Source organism: Enterobacter nematophilus, assembly GCF_026344075.1.
GTDB lineage: Bacteria > Pseudomonadota > Gammaproteobacteria > Enterobacterales > Enterobacteriaceae > Enterobacter > Enterobacter nematophilus.
Window position 1 is genome coordinate 125,392 of the sequence record NZ_JAPKNE010000005.1, and the last position, 14,599, is coordinate 139,990.

Annotated in this window: 7 protein-coding genes and 2 pseudogenes; all 9 read left to right on the forward strand. The window is 54.0% G+C overall.

Annotated features, from left to right (window positions below; genetic code table 11):
• Positions 1 to 10: 10 nt before the first annotated feature.
• Positions 11 to 382, forward strand: coding sequence for a DUF6911 family protein (locus OSH03_RS14990; RefSeq protein ID WP_266179461.1), 372 nt, complete (start codon positions 11 to 13; stop codon positions 380 to 382).
• Positions 383 to 1,016: 634 nt separating this feature from the next.
• A pseudogene (locus tag OSH03_RS22205) lies at positions 1,017 to 1,514 on the forward strand (VENN motif pre-toxin domain-containing protein); the annotation flags it as partial.
• Between the two features lie 423 nt (positions 1,515 to 1,937).
• Entirely contained in the window at positions 1,938 to 2,177 is a 240-nt protein-coding gene (locus tag OSH03_RS15000; protein WP_266179463.1) for an adenylate cyclase, read from the forward strand.
• A complete protein-coding gene (locus OSH03_RS15005; protein ID WP_266179464.1) occupies positions 2,174 to 2,428 on the forward strand; it encodes a hypothetical protein in 255 nt (84 codons plus the stop codon). Before OSH03_RS15000 ends, OSH03_RS15005 begins: the two co-directional genes overlap by 4 nt.
• Positions 2,429 to 2,543: 115 nt before the next feature.
• Positions 2,544 to 2,861: a hypothetical protein gene (locus OSH03_RS15010; RefSeq protein WP_266179465.1), complete on the forward strand. Its 318-nt coding sequence runs from the start codon at positions 2,544 to 2,546 to the stop codon at positions 2,859 to 2,861.
• 954 nt (positions 2,862 to 3,815) lie between these two features.
• On the forward strand, positions 3,816 to 4,169 hold the full coding sequence (locus OSH03_RS15015) for a hypothetical protein (RefSeq protein ID WP_266179466.1): 354 nt from the start codon (positions 3,816 to 3,818) through the stop codon (positions 4,167 to 4,169).
• The gene (locus OSH03_RS15020) at positions 4,129 to 4,608 is read left to right on the forward strand and encodes a hypothetical protein (RefSeq protein ID WP_266179467.1); all 480 of its coding nucleotides are present in this window, start codon (positions 4,129 to 4,131) and stop codon (positions 4,606 to 4,608) included. The genes OSH03_RS15015 and OSH03_RS15020 overlap by 41 nt, the downstream gene beginning before the upstream one ends.
• Complete coding sequence (locus tag OSH03_RS15025) at positions 4,605 to 4,826, forward strand: hypothetical protein (RefSeq protein ID WP_266179468.1); 222 nt, start codon at positions 4,605 to 4,607, stop codon at positions 4,824 to 4,826. The genes OSH03_RS15020 and OSH03_RS15025 overlap by 4 nt, the downstream gene beginning before the upstream one ends.
• Before the next feature lie 666 nt (positions 4,827 to 5,492).
• Positions 5,493 to 14,027: pseudogene (locus tag OSH03_RS15030) on the forward strand (two-partner secretion domain-containing protein); the annotation flags it as partial.
• Between the last annotated feature and the right edge of the window lie 572 nt (positions 14,028 to 14,599).

Below are 14,599 nucleotides of genomic sequence, written 5' to 3' on the forward strand. Positions count from 1 at the left end.
GAATTTCAAAATGAGTTGGACACTGGACGAAATTGGTGGCAATAAACAGATCCAAAATTTGGATATGGTATTAAATCAGTTTAAACAAATTCAGGGGAAAAAAGGAACCCTTACTCTTGATATACTGAATAGTAGCGATGATAGCGCTGAAATGCTTCAGATTAGAACGGAGAATGGTTACTATTTGATAACATTAGGTGAAATTGTTGAGGATGAATACCAAGTAAGAACGTACTGGGATTCATCTAAACCTGATACAGGAATATTGATTCTTGGAGATTACTGGCCAGAGACTCAGCTTACAAAAGACTCTGAATTTATTGTAAAGATCTTAAAAGAGTTTTTTGATACTGGCAACGTATCAAAGGAACTTCTTAGTTGAAATATAAATCCAAGATTTCAGCATCCTAATTGATGCTGAAGTTTGCTTATATGATGGTGCTGCGATAGACCTTGTGTCACGGCTGGGCGGTAGCGTCTCCGGGCCAGGAAAGCGCGTCGGGGTAAAAAGTTGGCAGGGACAAAATGTTTAAGCGTCATGGCCTGTAACTCTATGACTTAAAAAAGGAAAAAATTCTTTCATTCTCAATGAGTGCATCGGAGCGAGTTACTGTCGAGAATAATGCGTTGGGAGATAAGGACAAAAACTTCCGATATATAGATCTCCGTCCGGGCTGGCTGAAACCGGGAGTTGTGGATGCTGATGGTGACATTCAAGGGAATGGAATGTTGAAAGCTTCAATTGTTAAAGTACCCCCAAAAACTACAGACTTTTACAAACCCTGCTCAGGGATCTGTTATCACGCTGAGTTTAGTTAGTAAGCTTGGTAGAACACCTGGAAGTACAATTTACTATCCATCAAATACTGACCCAAGCAGTCAAGGAAGCTCATATATCAGATTGGTGCCGCCAGGATCGACTCTTTTCCTGGATTAGAAAATGGCTTCTGGATATCGGTTAAAAAAATGGTCAGCCAACAAAGCCTGCTACAGATGGCATTGATACTCGTGTGAAACTTGCGAAACTGCGTGATACACCGGAATACAAAGAGACGCAGGAAAAGTATGGTACGGGCAGCAATATGCAGCGCGGCATCCCGGCGGCCACGGCAGCGCTGCAGGGACTGGCGGGCGGCAATATCGGAGGGGCGCTGGCGGGCGCGTCGGCACCGGAGCTGGCGAACACCATCGGCCACCATGCAGGTATTGATGACAACACGGCGGCAAAAGCGATTGCCCATGCCATCCTCGGCGGCGTAACCGCCGCCCTTCAGGGCAACAGTGCGGCTGCGGGCGCAGCAGGGGCGGCATCCGGCGAACTGGTTGCGACAGCGATTGCCAGACAGCTCTATCCGGACACAGACCCGTCGATGCTGACGGAAGAGCAGAAGCAGACCGTGAGCACGCTGGCGTCTGTTTCAGCGGGCATGGCTGGCGGGATTGCCGCGGGAAATACGGCTGGTGCTGCGGCTGGGGGCAGTGCAGGGAAGAATAGTGCTGAGAATAATCTGCTCGGAACTGAAATCGATCAGGTTAAAGCTGCGCAGGCACATGGTGCCGATGTGCTGTCTTGTGCCGATAATCCTTCCGGTGAAGCCTGTAAGCGAGGCGAAGCAGTTAATAAAGCTTATGCCGGAGCATTAGCGACAGGTACTGTTGCTTTGCTGCCTGGTGGCGCTCAGGCCATGTGGGGACTCGGTGCTAGTGCGAATGCGGGAATCAGTTATCTGGCAGATGGTACCATTGATCCGACAAATGCCGTGGTTGCTGGCTGGACTAATGTTATTACGATGGGAAGCGGATTCTGGTCATCTGTTGGCTGGAATGCCGCAGGTGGAGCGACTGCAAACTGGATAAATGGTGACAATCCTGTTTCTGGCGCAATTACAAATGGTATTGGTGCTGGGTTTGGTTAGGTCGTTGGTTCAGGGATTTCTTTGGCTACAGGCAAGGTCACTAATGCTGTCGGTAAATGGGTCACAGATGGATGGGATCCCAAATATGATCCAACATGGATAAAATATACAGAAGTAAACCGAAATAGTATTATTCGAGAAGAGTTAAAACCAAGTAATATTCCAAGCTCTGCCGGTGATGTTGGAGGTTCTATTGGTTCAGAAATTGGTGGCAAAGTGACGGAGAAAGGACTTGATTTACTAGAGGATCAGAAGAAATGAAATATTCATCAAGAGTCTTAATTGGTCACATTGTTATATCTGCGTGTATTTTTTTATTCAGTATTATTGGGTTTGCTATTGCATCTTTTGCAATGAAATTCACATTTTCACTTTTGGTGTGGTTGTCAGATGGTAAATTTGATTTACCTTTGTATGAGATTTTACGCAGCATTAAAATTGGTTCTGTCGGCGGAGGAGTGTTAGGTATCGGTATAGTCTTGTTCCGTTTATTTAAATTAAAAGGATTTTAGTAATCTCTGCTTTATTGCGGAGATTATTGTTGAGAATAACAGTCTCAGCGGCTGGGAGAACCTGTCAAAAGGGTTTACGGATGTTATCAACTCTCAAGGATTGCTGGGAGGGTCAATGATTCAGGCTGGAGCTTCTCCTGATGAAATTACGGTGGCCTTAGTGAAAAATGCCCAAGAACAGACGCCGGAAGGACAAAATCCTGTTATAGGCTTACTTTCTGTATGGGGGGACTTTTTCGGGGTTCCGTTAGATGTTGTTCTCTCAAATGAGCAAATGACGCCTCAAAAAGCTGCTGAGATAATATACAATGGAGTTCCAAGCAGCGAAGCAAAATTAGTGCAAACAGAATATAACTCTTTAAAAGATGCAAAAATTAGCAGCCAAAATAATTTGCAAAAGATCCAAATAATGTTAAAGGAATGGAAGTGTTAAAAAATAAGGTGCTACGTCTGCAAATAGACAAACATCTGTTGTATCAGGGGCTAACGGTAACGTAATGGTTTATGCTACGTGGACAATATTACCTGATGGCACGAGAAGACTTTCAATGGTTAATACGAGAGCATTCAAATGATAAATGTGAATAATACAAAAAAGGATATTGAAGGTTTAAAAAGTTACTTGGGCAATCGTCTTACTACACTTCATTGGATACACTCATAAACGGAAATTACAGTCGAACAAGTATATTTCAGAGCCTGCAGGTATCACCGCATCCTGAATTCGGATATCGTCCGCAAATGGGTGTTTATGAGGTACTCCATGATATTACAATTCCATCAGGTATTGTGAAAGAAAACCCATTACTTGGCCCGGGAGGCGCAACGCAATATTTTATCAAGGATTACCGAGATAATTTACGATTGATCGATAAGATAGATCTGGAGCATTGAGAATGATTATGTCCCCTTCCATCGAACATGCCGTAGCGCTGGCTTTATCAGTTGGGTATCACGTTGAGAATGTGTCTACTGGATGGTCAAAGATGAATCAGGTAATTGAGATGTCTGGAAGATTGACCCCTGAATTACGTCAATCAATTGAAGACAACATACCGAATCTTCGCTATTGGTCAACAAAGGGTACGCCTCATGATAAGCCACAAGAGGGATTACGTGTGATGAGGACCAAGTGTCAATGTTTTTTTAGGTGTATATAACTAAATGAAAAATAATATATCTCCTCGAGTTTGTTAAAGTGTAGCGTCAGGCTCATCCAATCTGCGAATCAAGGCTGAAGACCAGTAGCAAATCGTGATTACGCTGGCGTCTGTTTCAGTGGGCATTCCTGAAGACGCAGCCCGGATATCAGAATACCGAATACGGTCCGGGGAGTGACTTCTGGACGAAGGGCAGCGCAGCTGCGGGAATACTGGCGGGTGCTGCGGTGACGGATGGCAGTGTCTCCATGGCGGCGATGGCGTCGGAAACGGCGAAGGTGGAGGTTGAGAATAACTCTCTGGGGCTGCTTGTCAGAGGCTGTGCGGTTGCAGCGCCCTGCCGGACGAAAGTTGCTGAGCAGTTGCTTGAAATTGGAGCGAAAGCGGGCCTCGCTGGTCTTACCGGGGCAGCGGTCAAGGATATGGCCGACAAAATGACCTCCGATGAACTGGAGCATCTGGTTACCCTGGAAATGATGGGTAATGATGAGATCACCAGTAAGTATCTCAACTCGCTTCAGGATAAGTGCGGTTCTGGGAGTGCTTCGAATCCGAATATCGGCAAGGCTCATCACGGATGATGGGAAAGCAGAACTGGGTGGTGCGGGCTCAGGCACGCCGGGAGGCTGGGAACCGCATGATGAGGAAAATGCACGAGATAATACGCCCTCGAATAATACTGATAAGATTGGTAAGTGGTCAGTTGATGAGCTATCAAATGGAGCAAAATATACAGATCCAGCGTCTAAAAAGGGTGATCTGACACTGGCTGGGAGGACATTGCAAAAGCATGGAAGTCGTCCGGGAAGTGCTTTCCCTTCAGCGAAGGGGAATCCAGCGGCAATAAATGAGCAGGGGCAAACAATAGTAGAGAGAATTTTGAATGATCCTAATAAAACCGTTATTCAAAGCAACACTGGCCGTTATGGCCAAGTAACGGATATATTCTCGTCTAACGGGCAAGGACTGCGTTATGATGCTCAAGGAAAACTTATAGGCTTTTTGGAACCACCAAAATGAAAAAAAAACTTCATGCTCAAATAGCGAGCTTACCAGATCGGGAAAATGTGGTTTACGAAATCTATTTAGATAAAGATCAGGTAGCAGAGATATCCAATGAACCAGATGCAGGAATGAGTATAGAGATTTTTAATTGTCCAAATGGCAGAAGCTGGAGTTTTGAGTTTGATGAATTTAACTTTCTGATAGAGCAAGCAAAAAATAACTTGTCTGCATAAGAAGATCCCGGCCATAGAGCCGGGATCGGTTTATCTAATCTTACTAAAGATGCCCATTACTCCGTTTGTACGCGGGTATATCGCCGGTATCGTTCAGCACCCCCAATGCCTTGAGCCACCAGAACCATCCCCTCCCCACATAAAAACCACGCCCCCTCAGCAAAAACTTGCAATTGTCTTACATATCAAAAATTAGAGCAGTCGACCCCCATCTCTATTTAAATAGCGAAGTTAGACAAGCGAAATAATGCCATTTCCAGCGCCGATGCCCATCGATATCACATATTTTTAATGTTTTTTTACCCTTAACCTAAATATCGCTACTAATTTTGGTAGTGCTTCCTTTGGGACTATTCCTATTTATGGTAGGGGTGGCATACTGAAGAAAACTAAAAAAATTCTCTCTGCTTATGCGTAATTATAGTCCGGCTATCTTTCGTTGTTCGTTATTGTATTGCTGCCTCGGCAATACCGCATCTCTTTCTCCTGACTGAACGTGATATTCGCCGCCTGCTTAATATCGGGCAGGGCGCCTGGCTTTATTATCCGGGCGATTTGGCACCTGAGCACCTCGACATTTATTACCGTATTGGGTTGATGATTTAAGGTAAAGGCATGGATAAGCATCCCGTTGGATTAGCGAAGCGTCTGATTAGTTATCTGGTCATGTTTCTGGTGGCAGGGCAGCCAGTCTTTCCTGCAGTGGCTGCATCCATCAACCCGGTGACGCCAGGTACCCAGATGGACCAGGCGGGGAACGGAGTGCCGGTCATCAACATCGCCACGCCAAACCAGGCAGGCATTTCGCATAACCAGTTCCAGGATTACAACGTCGGCAAAGAGGGGCTTATCCTCAACAACGGCACGGACCGCTTAACCCAGACCCAGCTGGGCGGGCTTATCCAGAACAACCCCAACCTGCAGGCCGGGCGGGAAGCGAAAGGCATCATCAACGAAGTCACGGGAGCCAGCCGCTCCCAGCTGCAGGGCTATACGGAAGTCGCCGGTAAGGCGGCAAACGTCATGGTGGCCAACCCGTACGGTATCACCTGTAACGGATGCGGGTTTATCAACACCCCCAACGCCACGCTGACCACGGGTAAACCGCAGTTTGACGCTAACGGTAACCTGCTGGCGCTGGACGTGACGAAAGGGGCCATCACGGTTGAAGGCCAGGGGCTGGACGCCAGCAAGAGCGACGCGCTGTCGATTATTGCGCGCGCAACGGAAGTGAACGCCGCAATTCACGCGAAAGATCTCACGGTAACCGTGGGCGCCAACCGGGTTGCCGCCGACGGCAGCGTCACGCCTGTCGCAGGGGAAGGCGCCGCTCCTCAGGTTTCTGTGGACACTGGCGCGCTGGGGGGGATGTACGCCAACCGTATCCATCTTGTTTCCAGTGAAAAAGGCGTCGGGGTTAACCTCGGGGATCTTAACGCTCGCCAGGGGGATATCACGCTGGATACCAACGGTAAGTTGGTGGTGAATAACAGCCTTGCAAGCGGTAGCCTGACGGCGAAGGCGGATAGCGTTGTCCTCAGCGGCGATCATAAAAGTACGGGAGCGATGCTGATCAACAGCCGTTCAGACGTGGCGGTGACGAACGGCAAACTGGTTAGCGACGGGGATATTACGCTTGCCGGAAATGGAAAGCTGAGCGTCGCTAACGGTACGTTAACGGCGGGTAAAGACATTAACCTGACCTCTGGTTCGCTTACCGCAGATACCACCAGTGAGGTTAATGCGGCTGGCGCCATTCAGGCTAACGTCGCAGGTGCTGCAAACCATGCGGGTAAGATGGCGGCAGGCAGCGGTATCACCCTTTCCGCAGGCCAGCTCGCCAACAGCGGGAAAATGACCGCGAATGGCGATCTGAACGTGAAGGCGGGAGGTTTTACCAATAGCGGTGCGGTACAGGCGCAGAAAAATACCCGGCTCGATCTGGGCTCGTTTAACCATACAGGTCAGCTGCTGGCCGGCGGTGTGCTGGGGATCTCAACGGGGGATGCCTGGATTGACGGCATGCTCAGCAGCGAGAGCGATCTGAGCGTTAGCGGTACCGGCGCGCTGAATATCGGGCAAAACGGGCAATTGCTATCCACCGGCAGGCTCGGACTGCAGTCTGACAGCGTCATAAACAACGGGCTGGTCAGTGGGAAACAAAATCTCGCGCTCACCAGCCGTCAATTTAGCGCTCTTCAGGGGAGCACGCTGACCAGCGGGGGTAGCCTGCAGCTCAATGCGGGTGATGCGCAGATCGCCGGGGAGGTTCTGGCCCAGGGCGGCCTGTCCTTCAGCGGTGACCGGCTTACGACGCTGGCGAGCGGGCAGCTTCAGTCGCAGGGCGATATGCTGTTGCAAGCGCATAGCGCCGCCGGGCTGGACGGTGTCCAGGCTGCAAAAGGCAACCTGACGCTCGCTACCGGCAGCTTAACGCATCGCGGTACGAGCCGCGGCAGCAACGTTTCTCTGCAGGCTAACCAGATTGACACCAGCGGCACCCTGCAGGCGGATAATGCCATGGCGCTGAGCGCCGAAACCATTGTTCAGCAGGCCGGAGGGGCGCTGCTGGCGCAGAAAGCGCTGCAGATTAATGCCAGCCAGTTGACCAACGGTGGCTCTCTGGATAGCGATGCCTTAGCGCTTGCCATTACCGGGCATACGGATAACCACGCGAGCGGCAAAATGACGGCCCGCAACGGACTCACGCTGACGGGAAATACCTTAACTAACGACGGCCAGCTGGCTGCAAGCGCGCTGGCGCTGACGCTGAATAACGCCCTTACTAACACGGCCTCCGGCAGCGTGCTCGCCGAAAATACGCTCGACCTGACCGCTCCGGTACTCAATAACGCCGGGAGAGTGGCCTCATCCGCTCTGAACCTGAATGCGAATACCCTCGACAATAGCGGCCTGCTGCAGGGCGGGCAAACGTTGCAGCTCGCTTCCGAAAGGCTGGCTAACCAGAGCGAGGGGAAAATCATCAGCGGCAGCGGGCTGACGCTGAATCTCCCACAGCTGGTGAATGCCGGGCTGATTTCGGTGAAGCAGGGGCTCACCATTGAAAGCCTGATGCTGACGAACAGCGGCAATCTTGAAGCCCAGTCAATGGCGCTGAAAGCGGGGCAGAAATTAAGTAATCAGCAAGGCGGCGTACTGCTGGCAGAAGCGTCGCTGGCGTTGAGCAGCCCGGAGTTTGATAACGCGGGCAGCGTTCAGGGTAAAACGCTGACGATTGACGCCAGGGAGTGGAGCAACGGGGGGCAGGTTTCGGGGCTGGACGATCTGTCGGTCAATGTCCGCGATACGTTTACTAACCTCGCCGACGGGCGGCTTGTTAGCCAGCAGGCTGGCCGCGTGAACGCCGGGCGGTTTGCTAATTTCGGCGGCGTCACGGCAGACAATCTGCGCATTAGCGGCAACAGCCTGACTAACGACGGCTGGTTGCAAAGCGGCGGGGCGCTGGATCTGAATGTCGGCGCACTGGCTAACCGGCTTTCCGGCACTCTTCAGGCAGGCAGCGGCCTGGCCGTTACCGTACAGCAGCTGGTTAATGCTGGCGCGATCTCCGCTCAGCAAGGCGCTGCTCTTGATGCGTTAACGCTGGATAACAACGGGCGGATTGAAGCTCAGGATCTGCAACTGACGCTGCGCGAAAAGCTGAATAACCTGGCTGAGGGGATCCTCCTGGCCCAGCGTAGCCTGAAGCTCGCGACGCCGCAGCTCAGTAACGACGGACGTCTGATGTCGGAAAGCGCGACGCTGAACGCGAAGACGCTCGTCAATAAGGGTTTGCTGCAGGGGAGCGCGGCACTTGTCGCTGACGGTGAGCAGTTTAACAATGCTTCTGAAGGCGAAGTCGTCAGCGGCGGTACGCTTACGTTCAATGAGACCCAGCGGTTCAGCAACGCCGGTAAGGTGCAGGGCGAGACTATTGGTCTGAATACCAGAAAGGCGGATAACAGTGGCCAGTTGCTGGGATTATCTGCACTTAGCCTGAGCGGAACCGAAAGCCTCACCAATAGCGGTAATTTGCTCAGCAAAGGCAAACTGAGCCTTACGAGCGAGCAGCTGGATAACCAGGGGCAGATCGCGGCGCCCGAGCTGAATATCAACACCCGGCAGATGACCAATAACGGTTTGCTTCAGGGTGACCAGCTGTTTGGTTTTACCGCCTCCTCACTCCATAACCAGAAGCAGGGCAGCATTATCAGCGGCAGCGGGCTCAGGCTTGCCATTCCCGACCTGGTTAACGCTGGTTTGATTTCGGTCATTCAGGGGCTGGCTATCGAGGCCGCGACGCTGGACAACGCCGGGAACATCGAGGCGAAGGATTTAAGGCTGACGCTGCGCCAGCAGCTGAATAACCAGGCGAAAGGTGTGCTGCTGGCGGATGATACGCTTCATCTGTCGACGCCTGTATTCACCAACCAGGGGCAGCTGATTAGCCGCTCAGGCACGATAATTGCCGATACCCTGTCAAATGCGGGGTTACTGCAGGGAAACCAGGGGCTTTCCGTCAGCAGCCAGACGCTGGATAACCTTTCAGAGGGGCAACTCCTGAGCGGCGGTGCGCTGACCCTGAATACCGTGCTGGGAAAAAACGCCGGTCGCCTGCAGGGGGATACGGTTCAGGTTGATGCGGAGCGGCTGGATAACAGCGGCCAGGTGCTTGCTATCAACGACCTGTCGCTCACCGCCGGGGAGTTGAATAATACTGCTGGCGCAGAAATGAGCGGCAGTGGGGGCAGTTTACATGTTGAGCAGTTGGTCAACGCCGGACTGATCTCGGTCAGCCAGGGGCTGGCTATCGACGCGCTGACGCTAACGAATGGCGGCAATATTGAAGCGGGCAATCTGACGTTAACGTCGGTACAGATGCTGAATAACCAGGCCAGTGGCGTACTGCTGGCGGACAATACCCTCTCGCTTGACGCCGCCAGCGGTGATAACGCCGGGAAGCTTATCAGCAGCAACGCGCGTCTTGCGGTGAGCAGCTTAACAAACAGCGGGCTGATTCAGGGCAACCAGTCCCTCGGGATGCAGGGCAGCCAGCTTAACAACATTGCCAGCGGCCAATTGCTGAGCGATGGCGATGTCGGGCTTAACGTTGCCCGCCTGGAGAATGCTGGTCGGGTTCAGGGGAAAAAACTGACGCTCACGGGCGGACAGTCTGGCGGGGTTAACCGCGGACAAATGCTGGGCCGCGAGGCGCTGAATATCCTGTTCGCCGGAGCGTTCAACAACGACGGGCGCCTTATCAGCCAGAGTAACCTCAGCCTGAAAAGCGGAGGGGTTACGAATACCGGCGTCATTGCTGCCGCGACGATTGACGTCGACAGCGCGGCGGCGCAGGCAAAAAACAGCGGGTTAATTCAGGCCGACGGCAGGCTCAGCTTCGCCGCCGCCTCCTTGTCCAACCAGAAGAGCGGTTCGCTGGTGGCAGGCGATGATATAGCGCTCACGGCACCTTCGCTAATCAATGACGGTCTGATTTCGACGGGAAAAAACCTGCGTCTCGACGGGACGTCTCTTGATAACCGCGGTGGCCTGGAAGCCCTGAACGTGCAGCTGAATCTGTCCGGTCAGGTAAACAACCGGCCTGAGGGGCATCTTTTTGCTGACGACCTGCTGACGCTTAACGCCGGAAGCTGGCGTAACGACGGACAGCTTATCGGCAACAACGTCATTATTACGTCCGGGCAGGGGCAAAATAGCGGCCTGTTGCAGGGCGATACCGGCCTTAAACTTACCGTTACCGGACTCGATAACGATAGAGCAGGCAAGATAGTCAGCGGCGGGCTGCTGGATATCACTGGCCACGAGCTGAATAACAATGGTCTGATGCAGGGGCAGAGCACGCTTCTGCACGGCGCGGATTTCACTAATGCGGGTTCGCTGACGGGCAAAGGCGATCTGACGCTGAACGTGGATAATACCGCGATCGTCACCGGACAAATGCTGAGCCAGGGCACTCTACAGCTTGCTGCGAATCATCTTGATAATAGCGGTATTCTGGCGGCGAATGCGGTGAGCGTGAGCACCGGGGAGCTGAACAATACCGGGACGCTGCAAAGTAATGGTGCCCTGGATCTCGTGGCGGACGCGTTCAACAACGTTGGTACGCTTCTGGCCAAACAGGCGCTGAATCTCACGAGCGCAATGCTGACGAACAGCGGCGTGATTCAGGGCGACACGCTTACCCTCGCGGTAAAAAATGCGCTAACCAACCGGGACACGGGCAAAGTGCTTGCAACCCAGGCGCTGGCTTTTGACGGCAATACGTTAACCAACAGCGGCACGCTGGCGGCAGATAATGCGCGTCTGGCTCTCGGGATCCTGAATAATAGCGGCCTGGTGCAGGGTAACAGCGGGCTGGCGATCCAGGGACAAGCGGCGCAGACCTCGGGTCTGAAAAGTGCCAACGTCGCACAGACGCCTGCTGCCAGAGTGATTAATAACCTGATTGGCGGACAGCTGTTAAGCGGCGGTGATTTAACGCTTGCCGCGGATAAGGGTGACAACGCCGGCACGCTACAGGGCCGGACGCTGAACGTTAAGGCCGGAAGCTGGAATAACGAGGGGACATTGCTCGGCCAGCAAGGCGCGAGCCTGAACGTCAGCAGCACGCTGGCAAACAGCGGAACGCTACTCAGCCAGGCCGGGTTTGATATTCAAGCTGGCGCTTTAGATAACCGCGGTCAGCTGGCGGCTGGCACGCTTAACCTGCAATCGGACAGCATCAGCAACAGCGGTTTATTGCAAGGCAGCGCGGCGTTGACGTTCAATACCCGGGCTCTGGATAACTTTACCGGTGGACAAATTCTGTCCGGCGGATCGCTCAATCTCGATCTGCCGCAGTTTACCAACGGCGGGCTCGTTCAGGCGAGCCAGGACATGACGCTGACGACCGGCAGCTTTAACAACCTGGGCACGTTGTCTGCCGGGGCATTAAACCTTAACGTTGCGCAACAGCTAAATAACCAGAGCGGGGGCAAGCTGCTGGCGGCCCGTCAGCTAAGCAGCCAGAGCGCCGGCCTGACGAATAACGGCGTGCTTGCCGCAAAGAGTGTCGATCTCACCAGCGGCCAGATCGACAACAACGGTATTCTGCAGGGAGACAGCGCGCTGGGGCTGCACACGCCGCGGCTCAACAACCTTACGAATGGGCAAATTATTAGCGGCAGCTCGCTGAATCTCTCCATCCCGCAGATGGTCAACCAGGGGCTGATGTCTGTAAAAGAGGCGCTGATCCTATCCGGGGCTACCCTGGATAACCAGGGCACGCTGCAAGGGAGCCGCGTGGGGCTAAACTTCTCCGGCGACGTCGTGAACCGCAGTAATGCGCGCCTGGTGGCACAAAAAGATCTCACCCTGAGCGCGGCCAGTCTTAATAACCAGGGTACGTTAGCGGGAGAGTCGGTGAATATCATCACCAACCTGTTGACCAACGTCGGCTTGCTGCAGGGCAACAGCGCGCTGGCGCTGAACGCCCTCACGCCATCCACCCTGGCGATTAACAATAAAACCAGCGGGCAAATTATTACCGGCGGGGCGCTGACGCTCTCTTTGCCGCAGTTGACCAACCAGGGGCTGCTGCTTTCGCAGCAGGGGCTCACGCTTAATCTCGATAATCTCGACAACCAGGGTATTGTGCAGGCGCGCGATCTGGGCCTGAACATCGTCAACCTGCTGACGAACCAGCAAAGTGGACGACTGCTCGCTCAGCAGGGGGTGACTCTGACGGCCGCACGGCTGGATAACGCAGGTCAGCTGGCGGCGAGTAATGCCACGCTGGCAGTCAAGATCCTGAATAACCGCGGCGTGCTTCAGGGCGACGGCGGGCTGTCGATTACCGCACCGACGCTGAACAACCTGACGGGCGCGAAACTGCTGACCGGCGGACAGCTGACGCTTAAGGCCGGTCAGCTCGCGAATGGCGGGATAATGCAGGGGCAACGGCTCGGCGTGAACGCGAGTGGCTGGAACAACAGCGGCAGCGCGCTCGGTATCGACGGAGTGACCGCGCAGGTTGATAACCAGTTGACCAACACGGGTCGCCTGCTTGGCCAGGGGAGTACGCGCGTCACTGCGGGGACGCTGAATAACCAGGGCTCGCTGCTGGTTGACGGTGATCTGATACTGGACGGCGGCAGCCTGTCAAACGGGGGCAGTCTTCAGGGCACTACCCTGACGGTAAATAGCGGCACGGTCGATAACGCCGGTTCCGTGATTGGTCTGAACGCCCTTACGCTTCAACCTCTTCAGGGGCTAACCAACCGGGCCAGTGCGTCGATGAAAACCCAGGGAACGCTGCTGGCGGGTGGACAGAGCATCACGAATGATGGTCTGTGGCAGTCGCAATACCTGAAGGTTAACGCGCGGCAGTTACAGAACAACGGCACGCTGCAAAGCGCGGGAAATATGGATCTCGCGCTGACCGCTTCACTGATCAATACGGGCTCAATGGTGGCGAACGGGACGGCCACGTTCGGGGCCCCAACGCTGAAAAACCAGGGACAAATGCTGGCGAAGAAGATGTCGCTGTCGGGCGGTTCGCTCAGTAACAGCGGCAACATCAGCGGTGCTGACGGCCTTGGCGTCACGCTCAGCGGCGATCTTGACCAGATGACGGGTGCGAAGCTGTTAAGCAACGGCCTGCTCAGCGTGGGCGCCAATATCCTGACCAACCTCGGCCATATTCAGGGGAACATCCTGACGCTGAATGCCGGAAGCCTGAATAACCAGGGCCGCATGGAGGCCAATACCGCGCTCAACGCCACGCTGCGCGGTAACGTCGATAACGGACGCAATGCCGTGATGCTGAGTCAGGGCTCGTTCCAGCTGGGCGCACAGACGCTGAATAATGACGGTACGCTACAGGGGAACGGTAATACGCAGCTCGACCTGCGCGAACGCGGCAGTAATCAGGGGCAGTTACTCAGTGGCGCAACGCTGACGCTGAATACGCCGGGGTTGAGCAACAGCGGCTGGGTGCAGGGTTTTGCCCTGTGGCTCAATGCCGGTTCGCTGAATAACAGCGGTACGGTGCTGGCGCAGCAGCAGGGAACGCTGGGCGGCAATGATATTGTAAACAACGGTATGCTGCAGGGCGCGAGCCTGACGGTTAATCCGGGTCGGCTCGATAATAACGGTACGGTGTATGCCACCCAGAATCTGGGGATCGCTGCCTCGCAGGTCAATAACGCTGCTGCAGCCCGGATGCTGAGCCAGGGTAGCCTGGCGATTAACGCCGGGAATACCAGCCTGCAGGGGCAGGTTGTGGCGCTGGGGGACCTCTCCCTCGCGAGCAAGGCTTCCTATAATCAGCTGACTACGCTGGCCGCGGGGAATACGTTGTCCGTCACCAGCCAGGGCGATATCACGACCAATGGCCTGATGCAGGGCAAGGGGATACAGCTTTCCGCTGCGGGTACGCTGAATAATAACGGCCAGCTGCGGGCGGGCTATGGTGAAAGCCAGCTCAGCGCAGGGCAGCTAAACCTGAATGGTACAGGCAGCGTCGAGACGGGCGGTACGCTGCGCCTGAGCAGCCTGAACGGTATTAATAACGCAGGGTTTGTCGGAACCGCAGGCGATCTGATTGCCAGCGCCGGAAGCACGCTGCTGAATAGCGCCCTGCTGTACGCGGGCAATAATATGAGCCTGCTGGCGAACAGCATCCGTAACGCGCGCGGCGATATTCTGGCCGGCAACAGCCTGTGGATGCAGCGCGACAGCGCAGGTAACGCTAGCGCGGAGGTCGTGAATAC